Source organism: Candidatus Methylomirabilota bacterium (assembly GCA_035764725.1).
Classification (GTDB): domain Bacteria; phylum Methylomirabilota; class Methylomirabilia; order Rokubacteriales; family CSP1-6; genus DASRWT01.
Genome location: DASTYT010000142.1, coordinates 20057 through 35336, shown reverse-complemented (window position 1 = coordinate 35336; position 15280 = coordinate 20057). Strand labels below are relative to the sequence as shown.

Annotated in this window: 12 protein-coding genes; 6 read left to right on the top strand and 6 right to left on the bottom strand. The window is 70.1% G+C overall.

Translation table 11 applies throughout. From position 1 onward, the window contains the following. The first annotated feature begins 57 nt into the window (after positions 1-57). From VFX14_23360 to VFX14_23350, 3 genes are read left to right on the top strand one after another with little or no spacing between them, the layout of a single operon-like run. Positions 58-1053 (top strand): ABC transporter substrate-binding protein, encoded by a 996-nt coding sequence (locus tag VFX14_23360; protein HEU5192629.1) that lies wholly within the window; start codon positions 58-60, stop codon positions 1051-1053. Continuing rightward, positions 1050-2012, top strand: coding sequence for an LD-carboxypeptidase (locus tag VFX14_23355; GenBank protein ID HEU5192628.1), 963 nt, complete (start codon positions 1050-1052; stop codon positions 2010-2012). Before VFX14_23360 ends, VFX14_23355 begins: the two co-directional genes overlap by 4 nt. 9 nt (positions 2013-2021) lie before the next feature. Continuing rightward, positions 2022-2927, top strand: a complete 906-nt coding sequence (locus VFX14_23350) for a DUF1932 domain-containing protein (GenBank protein ID HEU5192627.1) — start codon at positions 2022-2024, stop codon at positions 2925-2927. On the opposite strand, the gene VFX14_23345 is transcribed toward VFX14_23350, so the two are convergent. Further along, positions 2890-3129, bottom strand: coding sequence for a hypothetical protein (locus tag VFX14_23345; protein HEU5192626.1), 240 nt, complete (start codon positions 3127-3129; stop codon positions 2890-2892). The two genes, VFX14_23350 and VFX14_23345, sit on opposite strands and share 38 nt — an antisense overlap. Positions 3130-3258: 129 nt before the next feature. Next, positions 3259-4476 carry an outer membrane beta-barrel protein gene (locus VFX14_23340; GenBank protein HEU5192625.1) on the bottom strand — a complete coding sequence of 406 codons (1218 nt, stop codon included), beginning with the start codon at positions 4474-4476 and terminating at the stop codon, positions 3259-3261. A 56-nt stretch (positions 4477-4532) separates the two neighbouring features. Between VFX14_23340 and VFX14_23335 the strand changes: the two genes are divergently transcribed. Both VFX14_23335 and VFX14_23330 read left to right on the top strand, forming a co-directional pair. After that, positions 4533-5447, top strand: a complete 915-nt coding sequence (locus tag VFX14_23335; protein ID HEU5192624.1) for an LLM class F420-dependent oxidoreductase — start codon at positions 4533-4535, stop codon at positions 5445-5447. Positions 5448-5462: 15 nt separating this feature from the next. After that, the gene (locus tag VFX14_23330) at positions 5463-6455 is read left to right on the top strand and encodes a glycosyltransferase (protein HEU5192623.1); all 993 of its coding nucleotides are present in this window, start codon (positions 5463-5465) and stop codon (positions 6453-6455) included. On the opposite strand, the gene treY is transcribed toward VFX14_23330, so the two are convergent. Both treY and glgX read right to left on the bottom strand, forming a co-directional pair. Continuing rightward, entirely contained in the window at positions 6443-9298 is a 2856-nt protein-coding gene (gene treY, locus VFX14_23325) for a malto-oligosyltrehalose synthase (GenBank protein HEU5192622.1), read from the bottom strand. The genes VFX14_23330 and treY overlap by 13 nt on opposite strands. After that, positions 9295-11421, bottom strand: coding sequence for a glycogen debranching protein GlgX (glgX, locus tag VFX14_23320; GenBank protein ID HEU5192621.1), 2127 nt, complete (start codon positions 11419-11421; stop codon positions 9295-9297). Before glgX ends, treY begins: the two co-directional genes overlap by 4 nt. A 177-nt stretch (positions 11422-11598) precedes the next feature. On the opposite strand from glgX, the gene treZ reads away from it, so the two are divergent. Beyond that, positions 11599-13434 (top strand): malto-oligosyltrehalose trehalohydrolase, encoded by a 1836-nt coding sequence (treZ, locus tag VFX14_23315; protein ID HEU5192620.1) that lies wholly within the window; start codon positions 11599-11601, stop codon positions 13432-13434. On the opposite strand, the gene VFX14_23310 is transcribed toward treZ, so the two are convergent. Both VFX14_23310 and VFX14_23305 read right to left on the bottom strand, forming a co-directional pair. Next, on the bottom strand, positions 13379-13945 hold the full coding sequence (locus VFX14_23310; GenBank protein HEU5192619.1) for a GNAT family N-acetyltransferase: 567 nt from the start codon (positions 13943-13945) through the stop codon (positions 13379-13381). The genes treZ and VFX14_23310 overlap by 56 nt on opposite strands. Then, positions 13942-15174 carry an MFS transporter gene (locus tag VFX14_23305; protein HEU5192618.1) on the bottom strand — a complete coding sequence of 411 codons (1233 nt, stop codon included), beginning with the start codon at positions 15172-15174 and terminating at the stop codon, positions 13942-13944. The genes VFX14_23310 and VFX14_23305 overlap by 4 nt, the downstream gene beginning before the upstream one ends. Positions 15175-15280: the final 106 nt, after the last annotated feature.

The window sequence follows — 15280 nt, the reverse complement described above, 5'->3', positions numbered from 1 at the left end:
GCTTGCCCTTCCCGCCCCCGCCGGGCTAGGCTCCTTGCACCACAAGGAGAAGCGCGCGTGATCCCCCGACCGGCCCGGATCTCCTGGATGGCGATCGGAGTGCTGCTTCTCCTCGCCCTCACCGCCGACGCCCAGACCTCCGGGCGCACGTATCGGCTCGGCATCCTCGCCAACGCCTTCGAGGTCTCCGAAAGCGCGCTGTTCGAGGAGTTCCTCGACGGGCTCAGGAAGCAGGGCTTCGTCGAGGGCCGCAATCTCGTGATCGAGTGGCGCTCGTCCGAAGGCCGCTTCGACCGCCTGCCCGCCCTCGCCGCCGAGCTCGTGCGGGCCAAGGTGGACGTGATCGTCGCGTCCTCCGCCCTGCCTGCCCATGCCGCCGCCGACGCGACCCGCACCATCCCCGTCGTGTTCCTCGTCGTCTCCGATCCCGTGGGGCAGAAGCTGGTCGGCAGCCTGGCGCGCCCCGGCGGTAACGTGACCGGCCTCGCGACCTACGCGCCGGACGTGCTCGTCAGCCGGCGACTGCAGGTCCTGAAGGAAGTGGCGCCGAAGGCCACGCGGCTGGCCGTGCTCGCCAATCCAGACAACGCCACGCACCGCGAGCTGCTCGCGCGCGAGATCCCCGCGGCGGCCCAGCCGCAGAAGCTCACGCTGCTCCCCCTCGAGGTCCGCGGACCGGCTGACTTCGATGCCGCGTTTGACCAGGCGGCGCGGGAGCGGGCCGACGCACTCTACGTGCTCGGCGACCCGCTCACATACGTGCATCGCGCTCAGATCGCCGACCTGGCGGTGCAGCGCAAGCTGCCTAACATCAACGTCTCGCGCACCAGCGTGGAAGCGGGCGGGCTCGTGTCCTACGGCCCGCGCCTGCGCGACGTGTACCGGCGCGCCTCGGACTACGTGGCGCGCATCTTCAGGGGCGCCAAGCCCTCGGAGCTGCCGGTGGATCAGCCGCCCGCGTTCGAGCTGGTCGTGAACGTGAAGACGGCCAAGGCCCTCGGCGTCACCCTGCCCGCCTCGCTCCTCAAGCGCGCCGACGACGTCATCCAGTGAGCCTGGTCCGGCCGCGCCGACTCTCGCCGGGACAGACCGTGGGTCTGGTGGCGCCGTCGTCCGCGGCGAACGAGCCGGAGCGGCTCCGCTTCGCCGTCGAGACCATCGAGTCGCTGGGCTTCCGCGTCCGCCCGGGCGCCCATCTCTTCGACCGCGAGGGCTATCTCGCCGGCGGCGACGCCGCGCGCGCCGCCGACCTCAACGCCATGTTCGCCGACGACGGCATCGACGCGGTCTGGTGCGCGCGGGGCGGCTACGGCGCCTCGCGGCTCCTGCCCCTCCTCGACTTCGGACAGATGCGCGCCAACCCCAAGCCCCTGCTCGGCTACAGCGACATCACCGCGCTCCACATGGCGCTCCACACCAAGGCCGGCCTCGTGTCGTTCCACGGCCCGGTGGCGTGGCGTGCCTTCACGCCCTACACCCTCGAGCAGCTCACCCAGGTGGTCATGACGCCTCGGGCGCCCGTGCGCCTCGGCGCCCCGCCCGCCTTCGAGCCACGGCCCGGTCAGGTGGAGTGGGAAAATCGCGTGACCACGCTCGTCTCGGGCCGCGCGCGTGGCCCCCTCATCGGGGGGAACCTCTGCTTGATGGCGCACCTCGTGGGGACGCCGTACTTCCCCGATCTCCGCGGCGCCATCCTGTTCCTCGAGGACGTGGACGAGCCCCACTACCGGATCGACCGGATGCTGACCCAGCTGTGGCTCGCGGGCGCACTCGACGGGCTCGCGGGCCTCGCCTTCGGAAAATTCACCGAGGGCGGCCCGTCGGCGTCCTTCGTCCAGAACCGCGTGCTCGAGGACATCCTCGCCGAGCGGTGCCAGACGCTCAAGATCCCTGCGGTGGCGGGACTCATGATCGGACACGTCGAGGACCAGACCACGGTGCCGGTGGGCTGCCTCGGCGAGCTCGACGCCGATGCGCGCACCCTCACCCTGCTCGAGCCGGGCGTCAGCTAGGAGGCCGCGATGAGCGATAGGCCGGTGGTCGGGCTCCTCCATCCTGGGGAGATGGGATCCGCGATCGGCGCCACGCTGGTGGCGAGCGGCAACCGCGTGCTGTGGGCCTCCGCGGGCCGCGGTGCTCAGACGCGCGAGCGCGCGGCGGGGCTCGGCCTGGACGACGCGGGCTCGCTCGAGGCGCTCGCCAAGCAGGCCGCGACCATCGTGTCGGTGGCGCCGCCGCACGCGGCCCTCGGCGTGGCGCGCGAGGTCGCGGGCTTCCGCTTCCGCGGGATCTTCGTGGACGCCAACGCGATCGCCACTGAGACCGCCATGACGATCAAGCGGCTCATCGAGGACGCAGGCGGGCGCTTCGTGGACGGCGGCATCATCGGCCCCGCGAACCGCAAGCCCGGCGCCGCGCGCATCTATCTGGCGGGGACGGAGGCGGCCGCGGTGAAGCGGCTGCTCGAGGCGGGGCCCGTCACGCCCATCGTCCTGCCGGGCGCGCCGCCGGCCGCGTCCGCGCTGAAGATCGCCTACGGCGGCTGGAACAAGGCGAGCCAGGCGCTGCTCATGGCGATCCGCGCCTACGCGCTCGCCGAGGGGGTGGACGAGGCGCTGCTGGCGGAGTGGGCGCTCTCCCAGCCGGATCTGCCCGCCCGCTCGCAGCGCGCGGTCAACGACAACGCGCGCAAGGCATGGCGCTTCGTGGGCGAGATGGAGGAGGACGCGCGTGCGCTCGCGGACGCCGGCCTTCCCGCCGGCTTCCACGAGGCGGCCGCCGACATCTATCAGCGCCTCGCCGCCTACAAGGACACGGCGACGCCGCCCGCGGTGGCCGAGGCCCTCGCGGAGCTGCTCAAGGCGGCGCCGCGGACCGCGCGCGGCCCGGCTAGCGGCCCAGCCCGGCCCGGTACTCGTCCTGGGTAATGGATTGGACGTTCGCCGTCGGGATCACCATCTCCTTGCCGGTCCTCGCATCCTTGAAGCGGACGTTGTTCGGCTCTCGCGCGACGTCCGTAGTGTAGTAGACCTGCCCGCTACTGGTGTCGACGACCTTGTAGTAGTAGGCGCAGCCGGTGGTGAGCACGGTGACGAACAGGAGCGCCATCGCCAGTCGCACGATCGTCATGATGGGTTCCCTCCTCTGGAGCGAGCCTAAAGACACACGCGCCGCGCCGGCCATGGGACCAAGGGCCTAGACACCTATCGGTCTGGCGAGGGGATTCCATCGCACGCGCGCTCGCCACGCTCCCATGTGCTACCGGCCGAAGTCGAAGAGGTAGACGCGGAGCCCCGCGGTGACGACCACGCCCTGCAGGGTGCCGTCCCGCTCGGGTCCGTCGTTGATCTGGAGCGGATGCCCGGGCGAGTAGCTGTACTTCGACTCGATGCCGGCGGCGATGCGCCGGGTGACGAAGTACTCGATGCCGGCGCCGAGGGTGGCCGCATACGAACTGGACGAGCCCTTGTTCTTGATCGACAAGTCGGCGCCGCGGGGCTTGCGGTCATTGAACTCCACGAAGCCGTAGCCCACGCCGCCGATGAGGTAGGGCACGAGGCGCCCGTCCAGTAGCGGGTAGCGCACGCGGGCCTGGGGCACGACGGTGTAGAGCGCGTACTCGCCCACGCTGCCGACGTTCTTGAGCGCCATCGCGACCTCGTAGCCCTCGACCGAGACCTCGACCCCGAAGTAGCGCCCGATGTCCAGGCCGATCCCGACGCCGTAATGCTCGTTGAGCTTTCCGCCGATCGCGTAGGGCATCGGACGCGCCTCCACCCCCGGGCCGATGTCGGTGCCGGTCGGCACCACGAAGCCGAGCCGGAAGCCGCCGTAAAGGCGGAGCGGCGCGGGCTCCGGCGCCGCTTCGACCGACGCCGGGTGGAGCTCCGGGTAGAACATGCGCACGCTGAACGAGGCGAGCGGCGTGGAGGCATTGACGCGATGCGAGGCGCCGCCCACCTTGAGCGTCTGGTCCCCGGCGAAGAGGTACTTGAACTCCACGCCCAGCGCGATGTTGTCGGCCAGGAAGTACTCGATCCCGGCGCCCACGGTCCCGACCGGCGTCGTGGATTGATCTTTCACCTCGAGGCCGAAGGCGGGCGACTTGCGGTCGTTGAAGTCGGTCACGGCGATACCCGCGCCGGCGATCGCGTAGGGCACGAGCCGATCGCCCAGAACCGGGACGCGCAGCCGGACCTGCGGCATAATGGCGAAGACACCGTACTCACCGATCTCGCGGCCCGAGACCTTGGGAAAGATCTCGAAGTGATCGCCGGAGAGCTCCACGCCCACGTAGCGGTTGAGATTGAGCCCGACGCCGAACCCGTAGTAGTCATGCACGCCGGAGCTCGTGACCGCTGAGTCGCCGAGCTTCAACTGGAAGTAACCGCGCAGCGCGTCCGAGTCCTCCGCCCGGGCCGGCACGGCGCCGATCCAGAGCATCAGCCCGCAGCATGCCGCGAGGACTCGTCGCATGGTTACCTGGGGCCAATCTTGACATAGGCGGGCATCCCGGCGCTAATTGGCGAGCCATGAAACTCTCCGTCGAGTTTCCCAGCGTGTCCTACCGGGAGGGGCCCGAGGCCGTGCAGCGGATGGCCCGCGCCCTCGAGCGCATCGGCTTCGACCACATCGACATCTTCGACCACGTGGTCATGGGCCATCCCATCGAGGGCCGGCCGCCCGGGCCGTACAACGCCGGCATGCCGATCCTCGAGGCGCTGATGACGCTGGCCCACCTGGCCGCGGTGACCACGCGCGTGACCTTGGGCACCGAGGTGCTGGTCCTGCCCCAGCGCGAGCCCGTGCTGGTGGCCAAGCAGGTCAGCACGCTCGACACGCTGTCCGGCGGGCGCGTGCGGCTCGGCGTGGGCGTGGGCTGGCAGGAGGCCGAGTACGAGGCGCTGGGCGAGAGCTTCCGCACCCGCGGGGCGCGGATGGACGAGGCCATCACGCTCATGCGCGCGTACTGGGGCGAGGCGCGCGTGGACTTCGCGGGCGTCCACTACCGTGCGGTCGCGATGGCCATGGAGCCCAAGCCGCCCCAGGGGCGACAGATCCCCGTGTGGATCGGCGGCTACTCCGACGCGGCATTCCGGCGCGTCGGGCGTCTGGGCGACGGCTGGCTGGCCAGCCGCATCACCGATGCCGCGGACGCGCGCCGGTCCATCGAGTCGATCCGGCGCCACGCGGAGGCGGCGGGCCGCGATCCCGCGTCGATCGGCCTGCAGAGCATGGTGGCCCCGCCCCCGCGCGACGCGGAGGGCAAGCGCTTCTATGCCGAGGCCGACCGCGTGGTCGCGCGCGTGGCCGAGCTCAAGGCCATGGGCTTTCAGTGGGTGTCGCTGAACGCCACCGCGCTCTTCCAGTCGGGCGCGCGCTCGGTGGACGCCATGGCGGACGCGCTCGCCGCCCTGCACGGACGCATCCGCGCCGAGGTGGGATAGAGGGAGGCCCTGTCCATGGAGCCCGCATCGCCGGCCCACACCACCGAGCGCTGCACAATCGTCGTCACCCCGCGCGATCTCTTCTCCGTCACCGACGAGTGTCTCGACCATCTCGAGGCCAACACGCCGGAGCCGCACGATCTCATCGTGGCGATGGGCGGCGCCCCGGCGTCCGTTCGATCCCGCCTTGAGCAGCGCCTCGCCGGGCGAGCGCGACTGATCCTCGACCCGGGCTTTCGCACCACCGGCGAGCCGCGCAATCGCGCGCTCCGCGAGGCCACCACGTGCCTGGCGGTGTGTGTGGACAACAACGTCTTCGTCCGCCCGGGCTGGCTCGCGCCCCTGCTCCGCTGCCAGCGCGAGACGGAGGCGAGCCAGGTCGTGCCCCTCATCCTGGACGGGAACGACAAGATCCACACCGCCGGCAACGATCTCTTCATCACCCACGAGGGCGGCAAGGCCTACGGCACCATGGAGCTGCGCTTCCAGCATCAGAAGGTCTGCGAGACCACCAATCTCGTGCGCCGCGAGATCGACTTCGGCGAGGTGCACTGCCAGCTGCTGGTGGTGGAGGACGCGCTCGGGCTGGGCATCTACGACGAGCGTCTGCGCGAGGGCGGCGACATCGACTCCGGCCTGACCCTGAGCCGGGCGGGCCGCCGCATGATGTTCGAGCCCGCCTCCTGCGTGTACCTCTACTATCCCCCGCTGCTCGAGCACGCGATGGACGTGGCGTTCCACCGCTGGAAGTGGGACATCCCGGCGGTCATGGCGAGCTACCGCCACATCGAAGAGAAGTGGACGATCGACGTGGGCGGGCCCCGGAACGACTTCCGGCGTTACCTCGTGGGCGTGAACGCGCGCGTGGGCCCCCTCACTCAGCTCTATCCCTCGCGCGCTACGATCTTCGCGGATCGGCTCACGCGCTACCTGGGCGGGCGGATGCCGTCGCTCCGGGGGTGGCGTCATCGCTTCACCGCCTGGCGGACGGTGTACTACCGCGCCTGAGCGAGCAGGAGCGCGACGGGGAAGTCGCGGAAGACGTCGCCCGCCGCGAGCGCGTCCACGCCGTTCCGCATCGCCGGATCGAGCCGTTCGCCGGTGAAGAGATTCGTCCAGCGCATCGTCGGAATCTCCGGCAGCGGGAGCCGGGTGTCGCCCCAGACCTCCGGCCCCAGCGGCGCCTGCGGCGGCTCGGGGAGGAGCCGCGTGAGGAGCCGTGGCACCGCGGCGATCGCCCAGGCGTCACCGGCCTTGCGCGCGAAGGCGAAGCAATGCGCCGCCTGCTCGCCGGCCGGCGTGAGCGGGAGATAGTCGCCGGCGCTGAAGAGGCCCGGATGGTCGCGCCGGCAACGGAGCGCGCGGGACGTCAGGTAGAGCTTGACGCGCCCGTCCTCCTTCGCGGCCACTAGCTCGCGGGCGAGCTTCCCGCGGGGGAGGCCGGGCGTGGCCTCCGCGCGTCCGAGATCGTCGAGCATGGCCCGGAGCCGCGCATAGTCCACCGGCCGGCGGTTGTCGGGATCCACCAGGTCGAAGCGCCACGACTCGGTGCCCTGGTACGTGTCCGGCGCGCCCGGGCATGCGATGCGCAGCAGCGTCTGGGACAAGGAGTTGAAGAGCCCGTAGTGGCTGATCCGGCGCTGGAACGTCCCAAAGTCGTCGAGGAACGCGCGGCTCCTCCCCGGATCGAGGATGCGGGCGACGAACTCGCGCACGGCGTCATCGTAGGGTTCGTTGGGATTGATCCAGCTCGTGTGGACCTTGGCCTCGTGGAGCGCCTTCTCCATGTAGGCCTGGAGGCGCGCCGCCAGGGGATCCACCGCCGGGTCGGCCTCGAGCGGCCAGACGCCGACGAGGGTCTGGTAGAGGAGATATTCCGCGTTGGGGTCGGGCACGGCGAGGTCGTCCACGCGCACCCGTTGCGGCTCGTTGAGGCGACGCCAGCGCCGCACCGCCCCGCCCCAGGCTTCGGGGAGCTCCGAGAGTACGTCGAGGCGCGCCCGCACGTCCTCGCTGCGCTTCGTGTCGTGCGTTGACATGGGCGAGAGCGCGTGCGGCCAGGCACGCTGCCGCTCCGCGCAGAACCGGTGCAGGGCGTCCGGGCTGACCCCGAAGCGACCGGGGTCCCCACCGACCTCGTTAAGGGACACGAGGCGGTTGTAGACGTAGAAGGCGGTGTCCTCGACACCCTTGGCCATGACCGGCGCCGTCACCTGCTGGAAGGTGCCCGCGAAGCGGCGCCGCTCCGCCCGATCCTCCTCGGCGCCGGCGGGCGGGGGCTCCAGCAGCACGTCGCGGATGAAGCGGAACACGCGGAAGCTCATGATGGGGTTCCGCAGGGCGGCGCGGCGGACCGCGGTCTCGACGTGCCGGCGGTCGAGCTCGCGGGGACCGGCGTCGTCGATGTACGAGCGGTAGACGGGGAAGCAGGCGATGACTTCACGCAGGGCATCCCGAAGCGTGTTGAAGGTGAAGTCGCGCGAGGCGCGGCGCCGCTGGGCGAGCTCGTCCAGCTCATGCGTGAGCATGTGGAGCTCGCTCGCCAGCGACGTGTTCAGGATGAGCACCTTCTTCTCGTAGGCCACCTGGGCGAACGAGAGATCCTCCCCGGTGAAGGCGCCGTGGAGCGCGGTGAACGCCTCCACCTGCGCGCCGTCGACGAAAAGCCCATTGATCTCGTTGATCAGCTCGTATCCGCACGTGCCATCGACCGCCCACGTCTCCGGAAACGGCTCCCCCGCAGCCAGGATCTTCTCCGCCACCACGTAGGGGACGCCGCGCTCGCGCAGCCGCTGGAAGTACTGGCCGGGATCGAAGAGGCCGTCCGGGTGGTCGATGCGCAGGCCGTCGAGCTTGCCCTCCGCGACCAGGTGGAGGACGAGGGCGTGGGTGGCCTCGAAGACCTCGAGCCGCTCCATGCGCAGAGCGGCGAGATCGTTGACGTCGAAGAACCGCCGATAGTTGATCTCGTCGGTCGCCACCCGCCAATGCGAGAGGCGGTAGCACTCGTGCTCCAAAAGCTCGTCGAGGAGGTCGAAGCTCGCGGGATCCCCGGGCCTGCCGTTGAAGCGGGCGAGGGTGCCGGCGATGAACGCGTCGACGGCGGGATGCTCGGCGACGAGCGCGGCGAGCCGGCGCTTGATCACTTCCTTCTCGCGGGCGCGCTCGGCCACCCGGGCGGGTTCGACCTCGGTCCGGCGGGGCAGGTTCCGGACCGCGGTGAGAATGCTCTGGTACTCCGCGAGCGCGGGCGAGTCCGCGCCCAGCTCGCGCTCGAGCTCGTCCAGCCGGTGCTCGAGCACACGCGCGTAGGTCGGCGGCGCCACCGGAAATCGCCGCTCGCCGTAGCGGATGACGAAGGCGCCGCCCTCGAAGACGAGCGCGAGGCGGCCGTTTTCCAGCGCGTCGCCGTACGGCTCGCCGAGGGCGGGCAGCAGGACCTTGTTGTGGAGCTGCGCGCGGGGTGCCGCCTCCCAGGCGATGTCGAAGTACCCCGCGTAGCGCGAGGCGGGGCCGTTCTCCAGCACGTCGTTCCACCAGGCATTGTCGTTGGTGGCGACGCTCATGTGGTTCGGCACCATGTCGAGGATGAGGCCGAGACCGTGGGCGTGAAGGGCCGCCACGAACCGGTCGTGCTCCTCCTCGTTGCCGATCTCGGGGTTCAGCGCGGAGTGATCGATGATGTTGTAGCCGTGCGTGCTGCCGGGCCGCGCCTTGAGGTAGGGCGAGGCATAGCAGTGGGTGATGCCGAGGTCGCGCAGGTACGGGACGATCCGGAGCGCGTCGCGAAAGGTGAACCCGGCGTGGAGCTGGAGGCGGTACGTCGCCTCGGGCCGGGGCCGGGACGTCACGGAGGCGGACCCGCCCGGCGCAGCACCGCGAACGAGCGGGCCTGAAGCGGATACGGCGCGCCTTCGACGACCAGGCTCTGGCCCAGCTTGCCGTTCGCGGTGTCGAGCAGCGGCTCCCAGCGGTATTCGGGATCGAGCGGCGGCAGCGTGAACAGCACTTCTTCGTGATGCGCGTTGAGGAGCAGAAGCAGCGTGTCGCCGGTCACCGGCTCGCCCCGCTCGTCCACGTGGCCGATCAGGTCTCCGGCCAGCCGCACGCCCAGGCACTTCACGAAGTCGGTGGTCCAGTCCGTGTCGGACATCTCCTGCCCACCGGGGGTGAACCACAAGATGTCCTTGATCCCCGTGCCGCGGATGGAGCGGTTCTGGAACCACTTCCGTCGCTGCAGCACGGGCTGCGTCTGCCAAAGGCGGCTCACCTGCTTCACGAACGCCAGGAACTCCTGCTCGCGGTGGTCGAGCTCCCAGTCGAGCCACGTGATCTCGTTGTCCTGGCAGTAGGCGTTGTTGTTGCCGCGCTGGGTATGGGACAGCTCGTCGCCGGCGAGGAGCATCGGCACGCCCTGGGAGAAGAACAGCGTGGCGATGAACGCGCGCTTGCGCCGCTCGCGGCACTCGACGATCTCGGGATCCTCGCTCGGACCCTCCGCGCCGCAGTTCCAGGAGCTATTGTCGTTGGTGCCGTCGCGGTTGTCTTCCCCGTTGGCCTCGTTGTGCTTCTCGGTGTAGGAGACCAGATCGTGCAGCGTGAAGCCGTCGTGGCAGGTGACGAAGTTGACGCTCGCGTAGGGCGCCCGGCCCGTGCCCTGGTAGAGGTCGCTGGAGCCGGCAAGACGCGTGGCGAAGTCCGAGACCAGCCCGCCGTCGCCCTTCCAGAACCGGCGGACGCTGTCGCGGTACCGGCCGTTCCACTCCGCCCACAGCACCGGGAAGTTGCCGACCTGATACCCGCCGGGGCCCACGTCCCACGGCTCGGCGATCAGCTTCACCTGAGACAGCACCGTGTCTTGGTGGATGATGTCGAAGAAGGCGCCCAGGCGATTGACCTCGAACAGCTCGCGAGCCAGCGTGCTCGCGAGATCGAAGCGGAAGCCGTCGACGTGCATCTCCATCACCCAGTAGCGGAGACTGTCCATCACGAGCTGGAGCACGCGCGGATGCTGCATGTTCAGCGTGTTCCCGCAGCCGGTGAAGTCCATGTAGGCGCGCGGCTCGGGCCCCAGTCGGTAGTAGGAGGCGTTGTCGATGCCCCGCATCGAGAGCGTGGGGCCGAGCTGATTGCCCTCGGCGCTGTGGTTGTAGACGACGTCGAGGATCACCTCGATCCCGGCGGTATGCAGCGCGCGCACCATGGTCTTGAACCCCGCCACCGGGCTCAGCGCGTTGCCGGGCGCGTCGTAGGTGGGCTCGGGCGCGAAGTAGCCCAGGGTGTTGTAGCCCCAGTAGTTGGTGAGGCCCTTCTCGAGGAGGTGGCGCTCCCGCAGGAAGTGGTGTACCGGCATCAACTCCACCGCGGTCACGCCGAGCTCGCGCAGGTGGCGGATGGCCGCCTCGGAGGCAAGGCCCGCGTAGGTGCCGCGGAGCTTCTCGGGGACGTCCCCGTGGCGCTTGGTGAACCCGCGAACGTGTGTCTCGTAGATCAGCGTCTTGTGCCAGGGCGTGCGCGGGGGGCGATCGTCACCCCAGGTGAACGCGGAGTCGACCACCTGCCCCAGCGGCGCGAAGGCGGCGCTGTCGCGGTCGTCGCGCGAGAGATCGGCGGCCTCGTCGCCGACGCGATAGCCGAACAGCGCGTCGTCCCATCGGAGCGAGCGGCCGATCGCCTTGGCGTAGGGATCGAGGACCACCTTGCTAGGATTGAAGCGGTGGCCCTGCGCCGGCTCATAGGGGCCGTCCACCCGGTAGCCGTAGAGCTGGCCGGGCTGCACGTCGGGAAGGTAGGCGTGCCAGACCTGATCGGTGTATTCCTCGAGGACGATGCGCCGCGATTCCACCGAGTCCTCCGCGGAATTGAACAGGCAGAGCTCCACCTTGGTCGCATTCTCGGAGAACAGGGCGAAGTTGACGCCGGCGCCGTCCCAGGTCGCTCCCAGCGGATACGGCCGCCCCGGCCACACTCTCATGGGTGGGTTCACCATCCCCTTATAACGCAAACGACGTGCCGGGACCGGCGGATAGAAATGACGCGGATTAAGCGTGTGTGGCGGAAGCAGGGGTAGAAGATTTGCTCGGTCACCTGGTCACCTTTTACCGAGCGGTGTTTCGACTGGGCGGCACATGACTTGCTGGGGTCTCACGACGTGAATCGCACTGAAGCGAGGCGGCGTGCCGGTGCGACCGGCGAGCCCGACGGCTCGACGTGCTGGCGTGTCTGGGCGCCCCGCGCCCACCGCGTGGACCTGGTGCTCGTGGACGGGACGAAGCGGCGTGTCCACCCGATGAGCGCGGGAGAGGCGGGTGACTTCTCCGCCCGGCTTCCCGCCATTCACGAGGGGCAGCGCTACGCGTACCGGCTCGACGACGGCCCCGAGCGCCCGGATCCCTGCTCGCTGTGGCAGCCGGACGGCGTACACGGACCGTCGGCGGTGGTGCGGCCAGACAAGTTCGCCTGGACGGACGCGCGCTGGGGCGGGGTGCCGCGGCGGGATCTCGTCTTCTACGAGCTCCACGTGGGGACGTTCACGCCCGAGGGCACGTTCGAGGCCATCATCCCCCGGGTGCCTGCGCTGCGCGAGCTGGGCGTCACCGCGCTCGAGCTGATGCCGATCGCGCAGTTCCCCGGCGCGCGGAACTGGGGCTATGACGGGACGTTCCTCTACGCGGCCCAGGAGTCCTACGGCGGGCCGCGCGGACTCCAGCGACTGGTGGACGCCTGCCACGCGGCCGAGGTCGCCGTCGTGCTCGACGTCGTCTACAACCATCTCGGGCCCGAGGGTAACTACCTCGGCGAGTTCGGCCCGTACTTCACCGATCATTACCGGACGCCGTGGGGCGCCGCGGTGAACTACGACGGGCCCGGCTCCGACGGTGTCCGTGCGTTCGTGCTCGACAATGTGCGCATGTGGCTGGAGGAGTTTCATCTGGACGGGCTCAGGCTCGACGCGGTGCACGCGATCTACGACCTGGGGGCGCGCCACATCCTGCGTGCGATCCAGGAGCTGGCGGACGACGCGGCGGCCCGCATGGGCCGGCCGCTGCACGTGATCGCGGAGAGCGATCAGAACGACCCGCGCGTGCTGGCGGGGGCCACGCGCGGCGGCTTCGGCCTGGATGCCCAGTGGGCGGACGACTTCCACCACGCCGTGCACACCCATCTCACCGGCGAGCGGCAGGGCTACTACGCGGACTTCGGCTCGGCGTGGCAGATCGCGCGCGCGCTCGAGACGCCCTTCGTCTATGCGGGGGACTACAGCGTGCACCGCCGGCGTCATCATGGCGCGCCGCTGCCGCCGGATCTCGGGCCCGATCGCTTTGTCGTGTGCGTGCAGAATCACGATCAGGTCGGCAATCGCGCGCGCGGCGACCGCCTCTCGACCCTGCTCCCCGACCCGGCCGCCCAGCGCCTGGCCGCGTGCCTGCTGCTCCTCTCGCCATACTTGCCGTTGCTCTTCATGGGCCAGGAGTACGGCGAGACGCACCCCTTCCCGTTCTTCTGCTCGTTCGGCGACCCGCGGCTGATGCGGGCAGTGCGTGAAGGCCGCGCGCAGGAATTCGCGGCCTTCGCGTGGCAAGGCGAGGTGCCGGACCCGGGCGCCGAGACCACGTTCCGCTCGGCCCGGCTCGACTGGTCGTGGCCCGAGGGCTCGCCACGCGCGGGACTGCGGCAGCTCTACCGGGATCTGCTGGCCGCGCGGCGCGAGTGGCCGGCGCTGCGGGACTTCACGCGGCCTTCCGTGCGACTGCTGCCGGACGCGGCGGCGGGACCCGTGCTGGAGCTCACCCGGGGAAATGCGGCCAGCGGCGCTGTGCTCCGCGCGCTCTTCAATCTCGCCGGTACTCCGCAGCCCGTATCGGAGGGGTCGCTTCCCGGCGGCCGCGCGAAGTGGAGCTCGGAGCAGGCGCTGTACGGTGGGGCCCGCCTCAACGATCTCGCGCGCCCGCGGCAGCTCCTGCCCTACGAGTGCGTGGTGGCCTAGAGACCTTGAGCAGGAAGAGGAGCTGGGTGCGCCACCGGTCGAATTTCCGACCGACCTCGGTCAGGCGCGCCGCCTCGACGTAGCCGAATCGCTCGAAGAGCGCGATGCTCGGCGTGTTCTCGCTGTCGATGCTCGCGACGATCGCGTGCGCCTCGCGCGCCTGCGCCCGCTCGTGGAGGGCGGCAAGCAGAGCGCGCCCGATGCCGCGGCGATGCGAGCCGCGCGCGACGTAGACGCTCGCCTCCAGCGTGAACCGGTAGCCGCTCGATACCCGGTACGGAGAGAGGGACGCCCAGCCCAGGACCGTCGTCGGGTCGCCTGGGTCGACCGCCACGATGACGGGCAGGCGCGCCATCCGATGCGTTCGCAGCCACGCGAGCCGGTCGTCGGCGCTGACCGGCGCCTCGACGTAGAGGAACGCCGACTCCACGACCTCGAGGTTGAAGATCGCGTTGATAACCGGAAGATCGCGCTCCTCCGCGTCGCGGATGGTGATCGCGGCGGGACTCACTCGCGCACCACGCCTCGACGGTTCACCGCGCCCGCGGCGGGGCGCCGCTGCCGTTCATACCAGGCCGACATCAGCTCCATGACGACCCACGCGGCGGCGGAGCCCACCAGCAGGGACACGCGCGCGGTGGGCCAGCCCCAGCGGTCCACGATCCACGCGAACGCGGTGGGCGAAGCCGCATTGACGATCAGCACCGGCGCGGCGATGGCGCCGAGCACGGCCCCGTAGCCCTGGGCGCCGAACATGACCAGGGGTACGGCGCCGCGCACGATCGTGATCACGCCCTGGGAGGCCCCCATGAGCAGCGTGAACGCCACGACCATGTACAGATGGCCGGTTCCGCTCAGGAGCAGTAGCAGCGACGGCGGAAGCACCGCGACGGCGATGCGGCCGACGGTGATGGCCCGTAGATTGCGGGCGAAGACGATCTCGACCACGCGCCCGCCGAACTGCGCAACCCCCTTCAGTGAGGCCACCCACACCGCGACCGCGGTGACCAAGCCCGCCGCCTCGAGCAGCGGGACCAGCTGCACCGAGACCACGCCGAACACGAAGCCGTTGAGCGACATGATGAGGGCGAAGAGCACGATGGCCACCGAGCGGGCGCGCCCCTCGAGGGGCGGGTCCTCGGGGGAGGCGGCGGGCGCGCCGCGCGGGGTGGGGGCGCGTCCCGCAGGCTCGCGCCGCGCGAGCCCGAACCAGTGCAGCGGCAGACAGATCACCAAGTTGATCAGCGCGAAGAGGACCAAGGTCTCCCGCCATCCCACCCGCTGATTCAGCTCGTGCCCGACGACCCAAAAGACGGACGACGCGAATGCGCCGAAGAGCGTGAGATACGAGATCGCCTTCCGTCCGCGTGACGGCGCGACCTGCACCAGCGCGGCGAAGGCAGCGTCGTAGAGACAGAGCCGCATCCCGATGCCGAGGAACGCCCACACCGCGAGATACGCCGCCTCGCTGTGAACGTGACCGAGCGCGAACAGGCCAGCCGACACCAGGATGGTGCCGAGCGTCATCACCTTGCGGCCGCCGTGCCGGTCGATAAGGCGCCCCACCCAGCTCGACACGATGCCCATGGCGAGGAGCGCGACCGTGAACCCGAGGAACACGAAGCCCCGGCTCCAACCCGTGTCCTGACTGATGGGCCCGGCGAGCACCCCGAGGCAGTAGTAGCTGGTCCCCCAGGCCGTGATCTGGGTGATCCCGAGCGCGAGCACGGCGGTGACCATGGGGTCGGTGATCCGTGCCGACCAGGTTGCGCGCGCGCTCGGGCTCGTCATATTCATAAGACTTGACATTCATACCATATTTCGATAACTATGGAAATGTCTAAAT

Coding starts and splice junctions, on each gene's coding strand:
- VFX14_23350 (HEU5192627.1), top strand. CDS start 2,022: ATGAGCGATAGGCCGGTGGTCGGGCTCCTCCATCCTGGGGAGATGGGA.
- VFX14_23345 (HEU5192626.1), bottom strand. CDS start 3,129: ATGACGATCGTGCGACTGGCGATGGCGCTCCTGTTCGTCACCGTGCTC.
- VFX14_23340 (HEU5192625.1), bottom strand. CDS start 4,476: ATGCGACGAGTCCTCGCGGCATGCTGCGGGCTGATGCTCTGGATCGGC.
- VFX14_23335 (HEU5192624.1), top strand. CDS start 4,533: ATGAAACTCTCCGTCGAGTTTCCCAGCGTGTCCTACCGGGAGGGGCCC.
- VFX14_23330 (HEU5192623.1), top strand. CDS start 5,463: ATGGAGCCCGCATCGCCGGCCCACACCACCGAGCGCTGCACAATCGTC.
- glgX (HEU5192621.1), bottom strand. CDS start 11,421: ATGAGAGTGTGGCCGGGGCGGCCGTATCCGCTGGGAGCGACCTGGGAC.
- VFX14_23305 (HEU5192618.1), bottom strand. CDS start 15,174: ATGGTCACCGCCGTGCTCGCGCTCGGGATCACCCAGATCACGGCCTGG.